Origin of the sequence: Algoriphagus hitonicola (assembly GCF_900113375.1) — a bacterium.
Taxonomy (GTDB): Bacteria; Bacteroidota; Bacteroidia; order Cytophagales; family Cyclobacteriaceae; genus Algoriphagus; species Algoriphagus hitonicola.
In genome coordinates, this window is record NZ_FOPC01000013.1 from 67,724 (window position 1) to 83,145 (window position 15,422).

The window sequence follows — 15,422 nt, forward strand, 5'->3', positions numbered from 1 at the left end:
TTGAATTTAATCATCTAATTTATCACTTTAGGTATTTAGAAATTATCCACCAAGGATTTGGTAGTAATTTCCAAGACTTCAAAGGCAGCTTCTGCCATGGTGTTTTCGGTGTCCAAAGTTGGATTAACTTCGACGATTTCCCAGCAGCAAACCCGCTTGTCTTTGATCAATTCGGCATTGAGCAGGATGGCTTCTTCGATGGTCAATCCATCGGGAACCGGAGTGCCTGTACCGACTGAAATGCTCGTATCCAAACTGTCCACATCAAAGGAAATGTAGATTTGATCGCAATCTTTAAGAATCTCCAAAGTCTCAGCCGCGACTTTTGAAATCCCTTTTTCCCGGACTTCACGAGTTGGGAAGTTTTTGATTCCATATTTATTGACAAGAAAATCCTCAGGTGATTCGGTGTCTCGTACCGAAATAAATACAATATCCTTGGGTTCAATTTTGGGCTGATCTCCACCAATTCGCTTGATTCGTTCCCAATAAGTCACGGTTTCCTCAGAGGGATCATTGACTTTGGATTCCAGATTGTCGAGCTGGCAAACCATCGCCAAGGGCATGCCATGCATATTTCCAGAAGGGGTGGTGTAGGGAGTGTGCAAATCGGCATGCGCATCGATCCAAATTACCCCCAGTCGCTTTTCAGGCTCGGCGGCTTTGATTCCCATAATGGTACCGGCAGCAGTGCTGTGATCTCCAGCCAAAACGATGGGGAATTTCTTTTCCAATCGAAGGGACTCAATCGTGGAATAGACATTTTTGAGCACCTGATAGACGCCATCGATATATTTTGCGTGAGGGAATTTATTGCCTTTCCATAGGTAATTATTGGCGTCCTGCACATTGATCGGGTCAAACTGGGTGAAGAAATCCGATTTTTTGTCCAAGCTGGCAATCTTCAAAGCATCGATCCCCAAACTAGCTCCTCGAGTACCGGCAGCGAGTTCGGATCTTACTTCTACTAATTTGATATCTCTCATAATTTCAAAAATGATTTGGGTTTTCCTTTTTCAAGTGCGCAAAACTAGCTAAAAAGCCCCATTTATCCATTTCTTTTGAGATTTAGAAATGGAGATAATGATGAAGGGAAAAGCAGATTCGGGTTTCAAACTGTCTCGGAATCAAGAAGCTTTTCGTGGGATTTTTGTCAATTGATTTGAATTGCGCTGAGAAAAAGCAATTTTTGTACTGCAATCTTAAAACTGGGCAAATGAACCGATACATTGATTTAATTCAACAGACTTTTGACTTTCCAACTAATGAATTCCATGTAGAGAATAATGAGTTATTTTTCAATGGAGTAAATCTCATGGAAATCATCCAAACCTACGGCACTCCTTTAAAACTCACATATTTGCCCAAAATCTCTGAAAGCATTCAGAACGCAAAATCTTATTTTAACAATGCGATTCAGACCCATAATTATCAGGGCAAATACACTTATTGCTACTGTACCAAGTCCTCGCATTTTAGTTTTGTGCTGGACGAGGCATTGAAAAATGACATTCACATCGAGACCTCATCGACTTTTGATATTCCTTTGGTGAGAAGTCTCTACGCCAAAGGCAAAATCACCAAGGATACCTACATCGTCTGCAATGGCTTCAAGCGGGAAAAGTACAAGCAATACATCACCGAATTGCTAAATGACGGTTTTAAAAACTGTGTGCCGATTTTGGATAATTTGACAGAGATCGATTACTATCTGGAGCATGTGAAAGTGCCATTTCAGGTGGGAATCAGAATTGCAGCCGACGAGGAGCCTAAATTCGGTTTTTATACTTCGAGGTTGGGCGTGAGGTACAATGACATTCTCAGCCTGTATGAGGAAAAAATCAAAAACAACCCCCAAGTAAGCCTGAAAATGCTTCATTTTTTCATCAATTCAGGAATTCGCGATACGGCTTATTATTGGTCTGAATTGACTCGCTTTATCCAGAAGTATGTGGATCTCAAAAAAATTGCTCCAAGTCTGGATACTATGGATATCGGTGGCGGTTGGCCGATCAAGACAAATGTGTTTTTTGACTATGACTACCAATATATGGCGGATCAGATTGTCAAAAATATCAAGTGGATGTGTGCCAAAAACAACACGACCGAACCACATATTTTCACTGAATTTGGCAGCTACACGGTAGGAGAAAGCGGTGCAGTGCTCTATTCTGTTTTGGAAGAAAAGCTTCAAAACGACAAAGAGCTCTGGTATATGATCGATGGCTCGTTTATTACGCAGCTTCCGGATAGCTGGGGACTGAATCAGAAATACATCATGCTGGCCGTTAATAATTGGGATGAAGAATATCATAATATCTCCCTTGGAGGACTGACTTGTGACAGCATGGATTATTATAATTCGGAAGCTCATCAATTCAATATTTATCTTCCGAAGGTGGAAAAGGGAAAGACCCAATACATCGGATTTTTTCATACGGGAGCCTATCAGGAATCTCTCGGAGGCTACGGGGGGATTCAGCACTGTCTGATTCCGGCACCCAAGCATGTATTGATCGATCGGGATGAAAACGGCCAAGTCAAACACTGGCTTTTTGCCGCGGATCAAACGGAGGAGAGCATGCTCAAGGTTTTGGGATATAGGGAACAAGACCAAAATTTTTGAGCTTGGGTCAGTTTTTAATGAAAATTAAGTTTAAAATTTAAAAACTGTCAATTCCTTCCATCAAAGAAGAATCTATGGAAAAAATCCATGAGTGGAATGGTTTGAAAAAAATCAATCGATTTCGTGAAACAGATTCTTTTTCAGTCCATTCACCCGATTTTCTGCCAATTCTTATTTGGCAAGTATTTTGGTAACTTCAATCTTATGAAACAGTTTTTATTCCTCTTTGCACTTGTGCTTTTCAGCAGTTTGAATCTGTATGGCCAAGAAACAAAAAATTACAAAGGAGGATATACCTTTAATAATCTTCGCGGAATAGGAGATTTTTACTATTACCTGGAAGAAGAGAATGAGGCTATTTTAGATGGTGAATTTAACTTTGAGTATAAAAAACTCGACAGTTTGACTCGATCCAGCTTTCTCAAGCTCAGTGTAGATGGATATTTTAAGTCTTATGAAAAAGATAAGAACTGGGTTTACAAAAAATCTGAGCATAAAATTGAAATTGAAGACATACAAGATCGGGAGATCATCGCCGAACTGGAAAGCAAAATCATCGATCTGAATGCCGAATACGCTGAAGGAAATCTTCAGGGGACCTGGGATTATTACGAAAATAGATGGTTAGGGGAGGAATCCACCGAGATTTTTAAGGCTGAGGATTTAGTTTTCGAAGCGGATAAACTGACCGGGGAAGTCCGGTTCGAAAGTGCGGATGGAACAAATTCCTATCAGATTTTTGGGCAAGTCAATGATGAAGGTTTGATGAATGGGAATTGGGACTTTTTCTATACTTCAGATCAAATTTCGATTCACGAAACCCGGCGATACGAAAGTGGCTTTCTGATTGGCCTGTCCAAAGTCAATAGTCTCACTAATGAAAATATAGATGAAGTCGTCTTCTATAATGCAATCGAAAAGCTGGATTCCCTGAATCAGGGATTTGAAGTCGATTATTCGGTTTCGGAGGAATTTTTTGGATTGACCTTCAATGATGGATTTTCTGAGGAAAGCGAGGAATATCAGGGACAATATCGAGGAACTTACCTGCTGGAGGATGCCCTGATTCGGATTTTGCAGTTTGAGCAAGATAATTTTATCCAAGATGGCAAATTGATCAAATCGCCTATTTCGACCCGAAGATTTGCTTACGAAATCAGCGAAGACGATGAGGAGCGATACGAAGATGCAATCGGAATTTTTGATGAATTACAGCGAGAGGCAAGCCAAAAGAGTCGCTTGGACTTTTTGATGCTCAATCAAAATACCGCCGATTCACTATCCTATAGCATGGCGTATTTTGACTATTTGACAAATAAACTCAACAAGTTTGAACGGGTTATTGACTTATTAAAGAGTGAGAATATTCGCTTTTTTGATCCGAGTAATTATCTCCGAGACGGATTGGACTTCCTTAAAGAATCGGAAAGCATCGAATATACTTATAGAGGAGAAGTAAAAACCAAAGAACTCGATTTCTCAAAAGTGGAGAAAGCGAATATGCTTGGAGAAGACTTACTCAATTACCTCAATCAGGAATTAGCCTATTTCAAGGAAATAGAACGATATGTCGGAAGACAGCAACAGGATTTTCGTCAGGACAAGGACCTCGAAGCGATCGAATCGAGGATTTTGAGTGAAAAAGGCTTAATCGATAGTCTGCGAAAATCGCTTACTATAGAAAATGAAACCCATCGAAGTTTGGTACAGGCATTTTATGAAAACCTGGCTGTCGATCAATACCAATTCTTATTGGACGAGTACAACCAAACTGAGGACTTTCTGGATAAAGCAAGCGCAGGAGATGAAATCATCGAATTGCTTGAATTTGTGCTTTCCCGACTTCCCGAACTGAATCAATACGCAGGTTTGGGACAGCATCTTCAGCAGGATTTCACGGAGAAAACGCTCGATCCCTTTACCTTTGAGACTGAATTTGAAGTGCTTAGACAAGCCACTCTGGTACAGGCAGCCCAGCGAATCATCAATCATGAATTGCAGGAAATCAAAGAAACTAAAGATTTTGAAGTGGTCAGAGCGCGATTCCTTACACTCGAATCCCTCGAAAACCGACTAATGGAGCTGAAAGGTAGAAACACCAAGCGATTGGAACGAAATCTCAACCAAGCCGGATCCGATATTAACCAACTTAAAAAATTGCTATCACTGTGAGATTGCATAAACTAACGATACCTCAGGCAGGAATTACTTTTCTTCTGACTGCCGCATTTACGCTTCTTTTTGGAGTTGGTTTTGCCCAAAGTCAAAGCAAAGAGGATGAACCGGAACAGCGAAATACTTCGCGAAGATCTGAACTGTGGAATGGCTTATATACCAAATACCGAGTGGGAGAAAAGCTGTATTACTATGGAGAATATCATGTGCGAACACGTGATCAGCTGATTCAGAATATGGCGCAGATTTATCTCCGGTTTGGGATGAGTTATATCATTAACAAAAACCTGGAGATCACCGGTGGAATCGCGACTCCATTTTATTGGGCGACTCCTGATTACAAAAATCAGGAAAAACCCTATGACAAAGTTGTCAATCAGTTTCGATTTTGGCAGCAGGCCCTTTTTATTCAATCGATGGGACGGGCAAAAGTTTATCATCAAATCCGTACCGAACAGCGCTGGAGAAGAGATAATTACGTCGGTTCGCCGTTTGAGCTGACTTGGAGATGGCGCTATAAAATCGCCACCTACATCCCGATCAATTCTCCAAAATTGCAGCAGGGAACTTATTTTGCTTCGTTATATAATGAGCTGTTTATCCAAACCGGAAAACCGGTCATCCGAAACCCTTTTGAAGATAACCGGACCTTTGTCGGGATCGGTTATATTTTGAATGAAAAAGTGCAGTTTCAGGCAGGGTATGCGAAGAGTTTTCAGCAGCGGGATTCGGGAATCGATTATGCCAATCGAGATTTAATCCGTTTTTCGGTGTATCACAATCTCGACTTCACCAAGCGAAAAACTCCTCCGGTAGAATTCCAGCCTGTTTTCTAACTTAGAGGAGGTAAGGAATATAGATCAGACAAGCGATCAAGATTGCGGTAAAAACAGCGAATGCAACTGCTCCCGAACTAATATCCTTGATCAATCCGATTTTTCCGTTGTAATCAGGATGGATAAAATCACAGACTTTTTCGACAGCCGTATTTAGACTCTCTATCGCAAGCACAAATCCGATCGCGAGGATTTGGAGTGCCCATTCCATCCGATTGATTTCCAAATAAAATCCCAAGATCGTAAATCCGAGCGCAAAAATAGACTGGGTGATAATGGAGTTTTCGTTTCGGATCAACCAAAAAAAGCCTTTCAAAGCAAAGTAGATACTTTTGATTCGGCCCAGAATGAAATTTGACATGGGATAATTTTTTGTCAAAAATAGAAAGAAACGCCTTTTACGAAAGCAATAAAAAAATCTCCGTTCCTTAAATGAGAAAAGGAGACTGACCCAAGTTAACTCGTAAGCTAGCCTATTTTATTTTTTGTCAAAAGAACCCTCGCAGTGATCGATTATTTTTCCATCAAGACTCAGGTAACTGCCCATGGCATCAGCGGTCATGCAGGAATGTACCGGTAAAATCCCAAGGAGTTCACCTATTTTTGCGGTTTTCATCAAGGAATCGGAGGCTTTGATGATTCCGTGTTCCTGCGATATGCTTTTCAAGTAGGACCTGTTTTGAATTTCAGGGATTTCCCAACCATTTTCGTTGAGGTAAACTACCTCACCAAAATTAGAAGATCCATCCTCCTCCTTGAGGACATCTTTGGCCAGGTGGACGCCACCTCCGTGGACCAAAATTTCATTTCTTTCCCGATTGATATCCACGATTGGTACAGCTAGCGCCACGGCAATATCAGATTTGAAACAGCCCCCCAATTTCTCCTGCATCAAATCATAAAAGACAAAATTACCGGGTCCCATTTCATCGATATCGCCAAAATCCTCCATGACCGCACAGCCTGGCGTATCACCGGTTCGGGTCAAGAGCTCGGGATATTCCGTTCGATATTTGTTTTTGAGCATGTCTAAGGCATTTCGGGTTTGCTCATAGAGTTCGGGAATATCAGGCATGTAATATGAATGTCCGGCATGAAGGTAAAAGCCCTTAAAATTGAGTTTGGGTGACTTTTTGGCAATGAGTAATATCTCCTCGATCAGTCCAAAATCAGAAACCGAAACTCCGGTTCGACCGTATCCGGCATCTATTTCAATAAAAAATCCAACGGGAACCGTCAGTTCATCGACCAATCGCTGAGCTGTTACCGGATTGATGACCTGCAGAGAAATGGATTGTGTAGCTGCAATTTTATTCAATCTTGGAATTTCCCGGATGTTGAAAGGAAAGGCGATATGAATATTTTTCCAGCCTTGGCCGCTGAGGTATTCGGCCATTTTGATCGAGGAGGCCGATATTTCGGTAATTCCATAGTCTTTAGCCCATTCACCTATTATTCGAGACTGAGCGGTTTTCCAATGAGGTGCGAGATTTAATCCGTGGCGCTCAGCTTTGTCTGCCATACGCTTGATATTTGCTCTGCAGATTTTTTCGCTGATAAGTAAAGTGGGGGAACTGATGGATGAGAGATATGACATGAGTTAGAAGTCTGGATTTTTGGTTTGAATTTTAAAAATAAGGAAATCTTAGGACCGGAAAATGAATTAAGGGCTTAACTTCCCGTATCAGCTGATTGAATTTTTATAATCTTCTCAGAATCTTATGATTTTAATCACTGAAACTGTTGATTTCTACGCTCCACTTTTTGAAGGAAAATATCAATCTTTCATTATAAAATTTTAAGCAGCTATGGTTTTCAAAATCCAAGGTCCATTCTTCACCGAGATCGGAGAAATAGCCCGATTTACGAGTCGATTTTTCCGAGAGGTCATTAAGCCTAAGCAGGAATGGGAGGAGTTTATCAATCAATGTTACTGGATAGGATACAAATCGCTGACCTTGGTGGGTATTACCGCATTTATCATGGGCTTGGTTTTGACGATTCAGTCCCGCCCCACTTTGGTCGAATTTGGTGCAGCCTCACTTTTGCCCGCTATGGTTTCCGTTTCCTTGGTGCGGGAAATTTCACCGGTGATTACAGCATTGATTTGTGCCGGAAAGATCGGTTCGGGAATGGGTGCGGAACTGGGCTCAATGCGTGTCACGGAGCAGATTGACGCCATGGAGGTTTCCGGTACCAATCCATTTAAATATTTGGTTGTCACCCGCGTATTGGCCAGCACCTTGATGGTTCCTGTTTTGTCAAGTCTCGCCATTGCGATTTCTATCTATGGAGGTTATTTGGGAGTGAATATCAAGGGTGAGGTGAGTTGGTCACTATATTGGTTTCAAGCCTACGATGCGCTGAGTTATGGTGATTTTATCCCTGCATTTATCAAAACTTTCTTTTTTGGTTTTGCCATCGGAATCGTCGGGTCCTACAAAGGTTATACTTCCAAAAAAGGAACTGAAGGGGTGGGACGATCAGCCACCACGGCGGTGATTGTGGCTTCGCTGATGGTCTTTTTGATTGATTTGCTGGCGGTGCAATTGATGGATTTATTGGGCCTGACTTGATATGGAAAGAGCTGCATCAATTATTAAAGTCGAACACATCAGCAAGGCCTTTGGGAGCAATGTCGTGCTGAATGATTTTTCCATGGAATTGTTGCCGGGGGAGAATTTGGTGATTCTGGGAAAGTCTGGATCTGGCAAGTCCGTATTGATCAAATGCATCATCAATTTGATTGAACCCGATTCAGGTCTTATCACCGTATTGGGAAAAAATATCAATCAACTGGACCAAGATGAAATGGATGATTTAAGAGCGGATATTGGTTTTTTATTTCAGAGTAACGCACTCTACGATTCGATGACTGTGAGGCAAAATCTTGAATTTCCCTTACGTAGGCACTGGACTCTTGAGCAAAGAGTGAGAGATGCCAAAACTGCTATTTTGGAAGCCTTGGAAGATGTGGGATTAGCCCATACCATAGACATGATGCCGGCCGAGCTTTCCGGTGGAATGCGAAAGCGAATTGCTTTAGCGAGAACTTTGATTTTGAAGCCCAAAGTAATCCTCTATGATGAACCAACCACTGGACTTGACCCGATTACTGCACGAGAAATAAGCAATCTGATCGTCAAAATCCAGCAAAAATATCAAACTGCCTCGGTGATTATTTCCCATGACATGAATTGTATCCGAATTACTTCAAACCGAGTCATCATGCTGATTGATGGGAAAAATTATGCCAGTGATACATTAGAAAATTTACGTAATAACCCCGATCCAAAAATCCGGGAATTCTTTGACTGATTATGAAAAAGGAAAAACAAATAGCGAATGCAAAGTTGGGCTTTATGGTCTTGGCGGGATTGATATTTCTGGTATTCTCGCTTTATATGATCGGGAGAAATCAAAATATCTTCGGGACTTCTTTTCGACTATATGCTGACATCGAAAATATCAATGGATTGCTTCCGGGAAACAATGTGCGCTTTCGGGGTATGGACGTGGGAACCGTGAGTGGGATAGAAATGCTGGACGATCAAACCATCCGGGTAGAGTTGCTTATTCATAAATCCAAGCAGCAATTTATCGGAAAAAATTATGAAGTGGCAATCAGTACCGATGGATTGATGGGAAATAAAGTCCTTCAAGTTTTAGTCATAGCGGGAGATTTTGTTCAAGTAGAAGAAGGGGATGTGCTTCAAGCAAGCTTGGTCTCAGGTACTGACGAAATCCTCGAAAGGCTCGATAAATCGGGTGAATATCTGGAGAAATCACTGATTAATATTGCTTCGATTACAGAGAAGCTCAATGAAAATAATTTGTTATGGGATCTTCTTGCCGATGAGGAGCTGACTTTAGCGATCAAAACAACTATCTCTGAATTTAGAGCAGCTGGATCTGCGGCAAAAAATATGACGCTGGCTGGCCAAGAAATGATGACCAATCTCGAAGAAGGCGAAGGGTTGGTCAATTCACTTTTTACCGATACTACGATGGTTTCTTCTTTTGAGGAGTCCATGGAGTCGCTGGTCAAAAGCACAGCCAAAGCAGAGGAGCTTTTGGAAAGCCTGACAACCATCAGTCATCATCTTGAGGAGGGAAAAGGAACCGCGGGGATGCTGCTGAATGATACTACTTTTCAGGAAAATGTCTCCCAAATGATGCTGGAACTAAAAGAAAGTTCGGAAAAGCTTAATGAAAACCTAGAAGCGATGCGGAGTAATTTTCTTTTTCGAAGGTATTTCAAAAAACAGGAAAAGGAATCTGATAATTAAACTGGTAAGCCGTGAATCTTTGGAATAATTCTCATCTCGCAGAAGCACTCAGACGCAATTGGGATTTTACTGCAAGAAGTGCGCATAAGCCCATCATTTCTACTAATTTTGAGTCCCGATGAAAAAGGCGCATTTTTGTGCCTCAATTCGCTAATTCAATCATTCGTTTGCAATAATCTTCATGGAAGCAAAACAGATCCGGAGTACATTTATATCCTTTTTCCAGTCCAAGCAACATCAGTTTGTCCCGTCTTCACCCATCGTCGTCAAAAACGATCCGACTTTGATGTTTACCAATGCCGGGATGAATCAATTCAAAGATGCCTTTCTCGGAAATGAAACCGCTAAGTTTTCCCGGGTAGCCAATTCGCAGAAATGTCTTCGAGTCAGTGGCAAACACAATGATCTGGAAGAGGTGGGAGTGGACACCTACCACCATACCATGTTTGAGATGCTGGGTAATTGGTCTTTTGGAGATTATTTCAAAAAGGAGGCCATCGCCTGGGCTTGGGAGCTTTTGACGGAAGTCTATAAACTGCCTAAGGATCAACTTTACGTCTCTGTTTTTGAGGGAGATCAAGGAGATCAATTGGGCATGGATCAAGAGGCTTATGATTTTTGGAAAGGCATCGTGCCGGAAGATCGGATTATCATGGGCTCCAAAAAGGATAATTTTTGGGAAATGGGTGATACCGGCCCATGCGGACCTTGCTCAGAAATTCATATTGACTTGCGTTCAGGGGAAGAAAGAGCCTCAATTCCAGGGAGAGACTTGGTGAATAATGATCATCCTCAGGTGATCGAAATCTGGAATTTGGTCTTCATGCAATATAATCGACTTTCGGATGGGAGTTTGAAAGAACTTCCCGCCAAGCATGTCGATACAGGAATGGGCTTTGAGCGATTGGTAAGAGCAATCCAAGCCAAATCTTCTAACTACGACACCGATTTGTTTACTCCGTTTATTCAATACTTGGAGCGAAAGTCTGGGAAAACTTACGGTCAAGACGAGCAAATCGACATTGCATTTCGGGTAATCGTGGATCATATTCGGGCCATTTCTTTTACTATTGCCGATGGACAGCTTCCCTCCAATAATAAAGCGGGTTACGTGATTAGAAGAATTCTTCGAAGAGCGGTTCGCTATGGCTACACCTTTTTGGGTTTTTCAGAACCGTTTTTATACGAATTGACTCCGCTGATTGCGGAAAATTTCGGGGAGATTTTTCCCGAAGTCAAAGACCAGCGGGATTTTATTGCCAAAGTCATTCAGGAGGAGGAAATTTCCTTTTTAAGAACCTTGGACAATGGCCTGAAAATGCTCGATTCGATCAAGTCTGAGCTGAACCAAAAAGGAGAAAAAGTAATTTCAGGAAGGATAGCCTTCGAGCTGTACGATACCTATGGCTTTCCCTTGGATTTGACCTCGCTGATAGCTCGGGAAAATGGTTTTTCACTGGATGAAAAAGGTTTTGCCGTGGAAATGGAAAAGCAGAAAACAAGGTCCCGAGCCGCTTCTGAATCTGAAACTGGCGATTGGGTTTTTGTACACGAAGATGAAGGCGTGGAATTTATCGGCTATGATTTTCTGGAGTCTTTTTCCCAGATCATCAAATACCGCACGGTCAAGGATAATAAAGGAGATAAGTATCAATTGGTACTTGACAAAACCCCTTTCTATGCCGAAAGCGGCGGGCAGGTAGGCGATACCGGCTGGTTGATTTCTGAAACCGAAAAAATCAAAGTCATCGACACCAAAAAAGAAAATGATCTGATTGTTCACTTTGTCGAGAAGCTTCCAAAAAATCCTAAAGTCCGATTTTCAGCAGAAATTGATAAGGAAAAGCGTCAGCTAACGATGAATAATCACACGGCTACCCATTTGCTTCAATCAGCACTCAGAGAAGTACTCGGTAGTCATATTCAGCAGCGTGGTTCTTTGGTCAATGATCAGGTATTACGCTTTGATTTTTCACATTTTGCCAAACTATCTGATGAGGAAATCAGCCGAGTGGAGGAAATCGTAAACACCAAAATCCGGGAGAATATTGCTTTGATGGAGCAGCGGAATGTCCCCATCGAAGAGGCTAAAAAAATGGGTGCTACGGCACTTTTTGGTGAGAAATATGGGGACTATGTGCGTGTGATCACTTTTGATCCTAGTTTTTCTGTGGAGCTTTGTGGAGGTACGCATGTCCCATTTACCTCTCAGATTGGGCTATTTAAGATCATGTCTGAAGGTTCAGTAGCATCCGGTGTTCGTCGGATCGAGGCGATTACAGCCGCTGCAGCTGAGAATCATTTTCGTGAGCAGGAAAACCTTTTGAGAGAAATCAAGGACTTGTTAAAAAACCCAAAAGATCTGCGGAAAGCGGTGGAAAATTTGTTGGGAGAGAGAAATGAGTTAAAAAAGGAAATCGAAAGCCTTCACATGGAAAAGGCATATTCGATCAAAAAAGAACTGCTACAGCAAGTACAAAATAAGGAAGGTGTAAGTATCCTTATCGCTAAAGTCATCCTTCCAAATGCGGATGCCTTGAAAAAGTTAGCTTATGAATTGAAAAATGAGCTGGAAAATGCCTTTGTGATTTTGGCTGCAAATATTTCGGATAAACCACAGATTGCAGTAATTCTAGCCGAAGAACTGATTCAGTCCAAAGGATTAAACGCCGGTCAAATCGTTCGGGAATTGGCTAAAGAGATCCAGGGTGGAGGAGGAGGACAGCCTTTCTTTGCGACAGCAGGAGGAAAAGATCTTGACGGATTGGACCGAGCCGTGGCAAAAGCGAGGGAATTGTATCTTTAACAGAGAGAAAATACGCGAATGATCAGCGAAGAAATAAAAAATAAGTATCAACTCGTCATCGGCCTGGAAGTACATGCGCAGTTGCAGACGCAGAGCAAAATTTTTGCTGCTGACTCGACCAAGTTTGGGAATGAACCCAATACTCAGGTTTCTGTGATTACCCTTGGTCATCCAGGTACTTTGCCGAAGGTGAATAAAAAAGCTATTGAATTTGCGGTGAAAATGGGTTTGGCTTGTGATTCGGAGATTACGAGGCATACGATTTTTTCCAGGAAAAATTATTTCTATCCCGATCTTCCCAAAGGCTATCAGATTACCCAAGACAAGGAGCCGATTTGTGTAGGGGGACAGGTACCCATCCAACTCGGGGATGATCGTAAAAAAGCGGTTAAGCTCAATCGCATACATTTGGAGGAGGATGCCGGCAAATCTATTCATTTGGCTGAAGAGACGGATACTTTGGTGGATTTTAACAGGGCTGGTACTCCGCTGATTGAGATTGTGACCGAACCTGATTTACGAAGTCCGGAGGAAGCCACCGCTTTTTTGGCAGAAATCAAAAAGCTGGTGAAGTACCTTGAGATTTGTGATGGGAATATGGAAGAGGGTTCCCTGCGCTGTGATGCCAATGTCTCGGTGATGCCCAAAGGAGCTCAGGAATATGGTAAAAAGGTGGAAGTGAAGAATATGAATTCTTTTAGGAATGTGGCAAGGGCAATAGATCATGAGCATGAGCGGATTATTAATTTGCTCGAAAAAGGGGAAGAGGTCATTTCGGAAACGAGAACTTTTGATGCAGAAAAGGGCACTACTGCAAGTATGCGAACCAAGGAAGATTTAAACGACTATCGATATTTTCCAGAGCCTGATCTTAGCCCGGTTGTCATCTCGGAAGAATGGCTCAATTCGATCCGTACGACCATGCCATCTTTGCCCAGAGAGCTTTATGCGAAGTTTGTGTCCGAATATGGCTTGCCCGATTATGATGCCGGATTCCTGACCGAATCCAAGGAAATGGCAGCTTGGTTTGATGAGCTCTGTTTGAAAACAAGTAATTACAAAGCGGCATCCAATTGGATGATGGGACCGATCAAGTCTTATTTAAATGAGCAAAACCTCAGCATAGAAAATTTCCCGATATCAGGCGAGGTTTTAGCCTTACTCATTCATCTAATTGATGAAGGTAAGGTGAGTTTTTCGGCTGCTTCCCAAACGATATTCCCGGAGTTGCTTAAGGGAAAAGATGAATCCCCGGTTGAAATTGCTCAACGGTTGAATTTGATTCAGGAAAGTGACGAGGCTTCTTTGAGACCTGTTGTGGAGCGTGTTTTGGAGGAAAATAAAGCAAAAGTAGCCGAGTACCGATTGGGTAAAAAAGGGCTGATCGGGATGTTTATGGGACAAGTGATGAAAAAGTCTCAGGGAAAAGCTGACCCAAAGGTGGCTACAAAGTTATTGACAGAACTATTAGAAAATTAGAATCCAACAAAACTTGGGTGTCATTTGGTGAAAAGTTTCACTCGATGAATCTTAAAATTTAAATTGAAAATAAAATAAATACAGATGAAATATTCGATGATCGGAATATGGGCTTTAGCTCTTTTTACCTTTTTCTCTTGCGGCAATACCAGTTCGCAGCAGGAGGAGGGAAAAGTTAAAATCAAAGGCCAGTTGGAAAATATGCCTAGCGGGCATGTAATTTTATCCCAGTTTACTGATAATAGACCAAAAGTTCTGGACACGCTATCGGTTGACGATTCAGGAAAATTTGACTACGAATTGGAGGTGGATACCCCGACATTCTATGAGCTCAATCTCTTCGGTCAGCGTTCCGTTCGATTGGCCTTATTGGATGAGGATGTGGAGATCAAATATGATTTGAACAGTCCGTCAAGCCTAGAAATCATCGGATCTCAGGATAGTAAAGAAATGTTGAAGCTGGAGACTTTGATGGATGAATATCAGGCTCAGGTAAATAATCTGAATGAGTCCTACTATGAGGCCATGGGAAACAATGATACCGAAAAAGTGAAGGAAATCCAGTCTCAAGCCTTGCTTTTGGAGTCAAATCAAGCCGAACGAGTCAAAGAAACTATCAGCAGCATGGGGGATAGTTTTGCGTCTTTGGCCGCAATCGGGCTTTTGAATCCCAAAAATGACTTTCCGTTTATTGATGAATTGGTCGCTCGATTAAACCAAAAATATCCAGGTACCAACTCGATTCTTCAGATGAAGCAGCAACTCGATGAAATGCGCGCACTTTCTGTTGGGCAACCTGCACCTGAGATAGAGCTGCCCAATCCTGAAGGAGAAATGGTGAAGCTTTCAGACCTGAGAGGAAAATACGTATTGATCGATTTTTGGGCTGCATGGTGCAAACCCTGTCGGGTAGAAAATCCCAATGTGGTGAGATTATACAATCAATATAAGGACAAAGGATTTGAAGTATTTGGCGTGTCGCTGGATCGGACCAAAGAAGACTGGGTGGAGGCGATTGCCGAGGACGGATTGACCTGGACGCAGGTTTCTGATTTGAAGTATTTCAATTCGGTAGCAGCCGAAACTTATCAGATTCAGGCTATACCGGCTACTTATATGATTGATCCGGATGGAAATATCATTGCAAAAGATCTCAGGGGACCAAGTCTGGAAAATAAATTGGCAGAGCTTTTTGATTAATCAGCTTTGCA

General features: G+C 42.0%; 12 protein-coding genes. 9 read left to right on the top strand and 3 right to left on the bottom strand.

The features are described from left to right. Positions 1-35: 35 nt before the first annotated feature. On the bottom strand, positions 36-986 hold the full coding sequence (gene rocF / locus BM043_RS16105) for an arginase (protein ID WP_177188502.1): 951 nt from the start codon (positions 984-986) through the stop codon (positions 36-38). 230 nt (positions 987-1,216) lie between these two features. Between rocF and BM043_RS16110 the strand changes: the two genes are divergently transcribed. The 3 genes from BM043_RS16110 (at position 1,217) to BM043_RS16120 (ending at position 5,637) form a co-directional block, all read left to right on the top strand. Then, positions 1,217-2,626 (top strand): arginine decarboxylase, encoded by a 1,410-nt coding sequence (locus tag BM043_RS16110; RefSeq protein WP_092793537.1) that lies wholly within the window; start codon positions 1,217-1,219, stop codon positions 2,624-2,626. Between the two features lie 204 nt (positions 2,627-2,830). Beyond that, the gene (locus BM043_RS16115) at positions 2,831-4,798 is read left to right on the top strand and encodes a hypothetical protein (RefSeq protein ID WP_092793539.1); all 1,968 of its coding nucleotides are present in this window, start codon (positions 2,831-2,833) and stop codon (positions 4,796-4,798) included. Next, positions 4,795-5,637 carry a DUF2490 domain-containing protein gene (locus BM043_RS16120; RefSeq protein WP_177188503.1) on the top strand — a complete coding sequence of 281 codons (843 nt, stop codon included), beginning with the start codon at positions 4,795-4,797 and terminating at the stop codon, positions 5,635-5,637. The genes BM043_RS16115 and BM043_RS16120 overlap by 4 nt, the downstream gene beginning before the upstream one ends. Position 5,638: 1 nt before the next feature. Here the strand turns inward: BM043_RS16120 and BM043_RS16125 are convergent, their stop codons facing one another. Both BM043_RS16125 and BM043_RS16130 read right to left on the bottom strand, forming a co-directional pair. Then, on the bottom strand, positions 5,639-5,998 hold the full coding sequence (locus BM043_RS16125; RefSeq protein WP_092793543.1) for a diacylglycerol kinase: 360 nt from the start codon (positions 5,996-5,998) through the stop codon (positions 5,639-5,641). 117 nt (positions 5,999-6,115) lie between these two features. Further along, the gene (locus BM043_RS16130) at positions 6,116-7,234 is read right to left on the bottom strand and encodes an alanine racemase (RefSeq protein ID WP_092793545.1); all 1,119 of its coding nucleotides are present in this window, start codon (positions 7,232-7,234) and stop codon (positions 6,116-6,118) included. Between the two features lie 211 nt (positions 7,235-7,445). Here BM043_RS16130 and BM043_RS16135 point away from each other — a divergent pair, with 211 nt between their 5' ends. From BM043_RS16135 to BM043_RS16160, 6 genes are all read left to right on the top strand, one after another. Beyond that, positions 7,446-8,213 carry an MlaE family ABC transporter permease gene (locus BM043_RS16135; RefSeq protein ID WP_092793547.1) on the top strand — a complete coding sequence of 256 codons (768 nt, stop codon included), beginning with the start codon at positions 7,446-7,448 and terminating at the stop codon, positions 8,211-8,213. A gap of 1 nt (position 8,214) precedes the next feature. Beyond that, a complete protein-coding gene (locus BM043_RS16140) occupies positions 8,215-8,955 on the top strand; it encodes an ABC transporter ATP-binding protein (protein ID WP_092793549.1) in 741 nt (246 codons plus the stop codon). A 2-nt stretch (positions 8,956-8,957) separates the two neighbouring features. Next, on the top strand, positions 8,958-9,926 hold the full coding sequence (locus BM043_RS16145; protein WP_092793551.1) for an MlaD family protein: 969 nt from the start codon (positions 8,958-8,960) through the stop codon (positions 9,924-9,926). Between the two features lie 181 nt (positions 9,927-10,107). Then, a complete protein-coding gene (gene alaS, locus BM043_RS16150) occupies positions 10,108-12,732 on the top strand; it encodes an alanine--tRNA ligase (RefSeq protein WP_092793553.1) in 2,625 nt (874 codons plus the stop codon). Positions 12,733-12,750: 18 nt separating this feature from the next. Next, a complete protein-coding gene (gatB, locus tag BM043_RS16155) occupies positions 12,751-14,211 on the top strand; it encodes an Asp-tRNA(Asn)/Glu-tRNA(Gln) amidotransferase subunit GatB (protein ID WP_092793555.1) in 1,461 nt (486 codons plus the stop codon). 84 nt (positions 14,212-14,295) lie between these two features. Continuing rightward, a complete protein-coding gene (locus tag BM043_RS16160) occupies positions 14,296-15,411 on the top strand; it encodes a TlpA disulfide reductase family protein (protein WP_092793557.1) in 1,116 nt (371 codons plus the stop codon). Positions 15,412-15,422 lie beyond the last annotated feature (11 nt).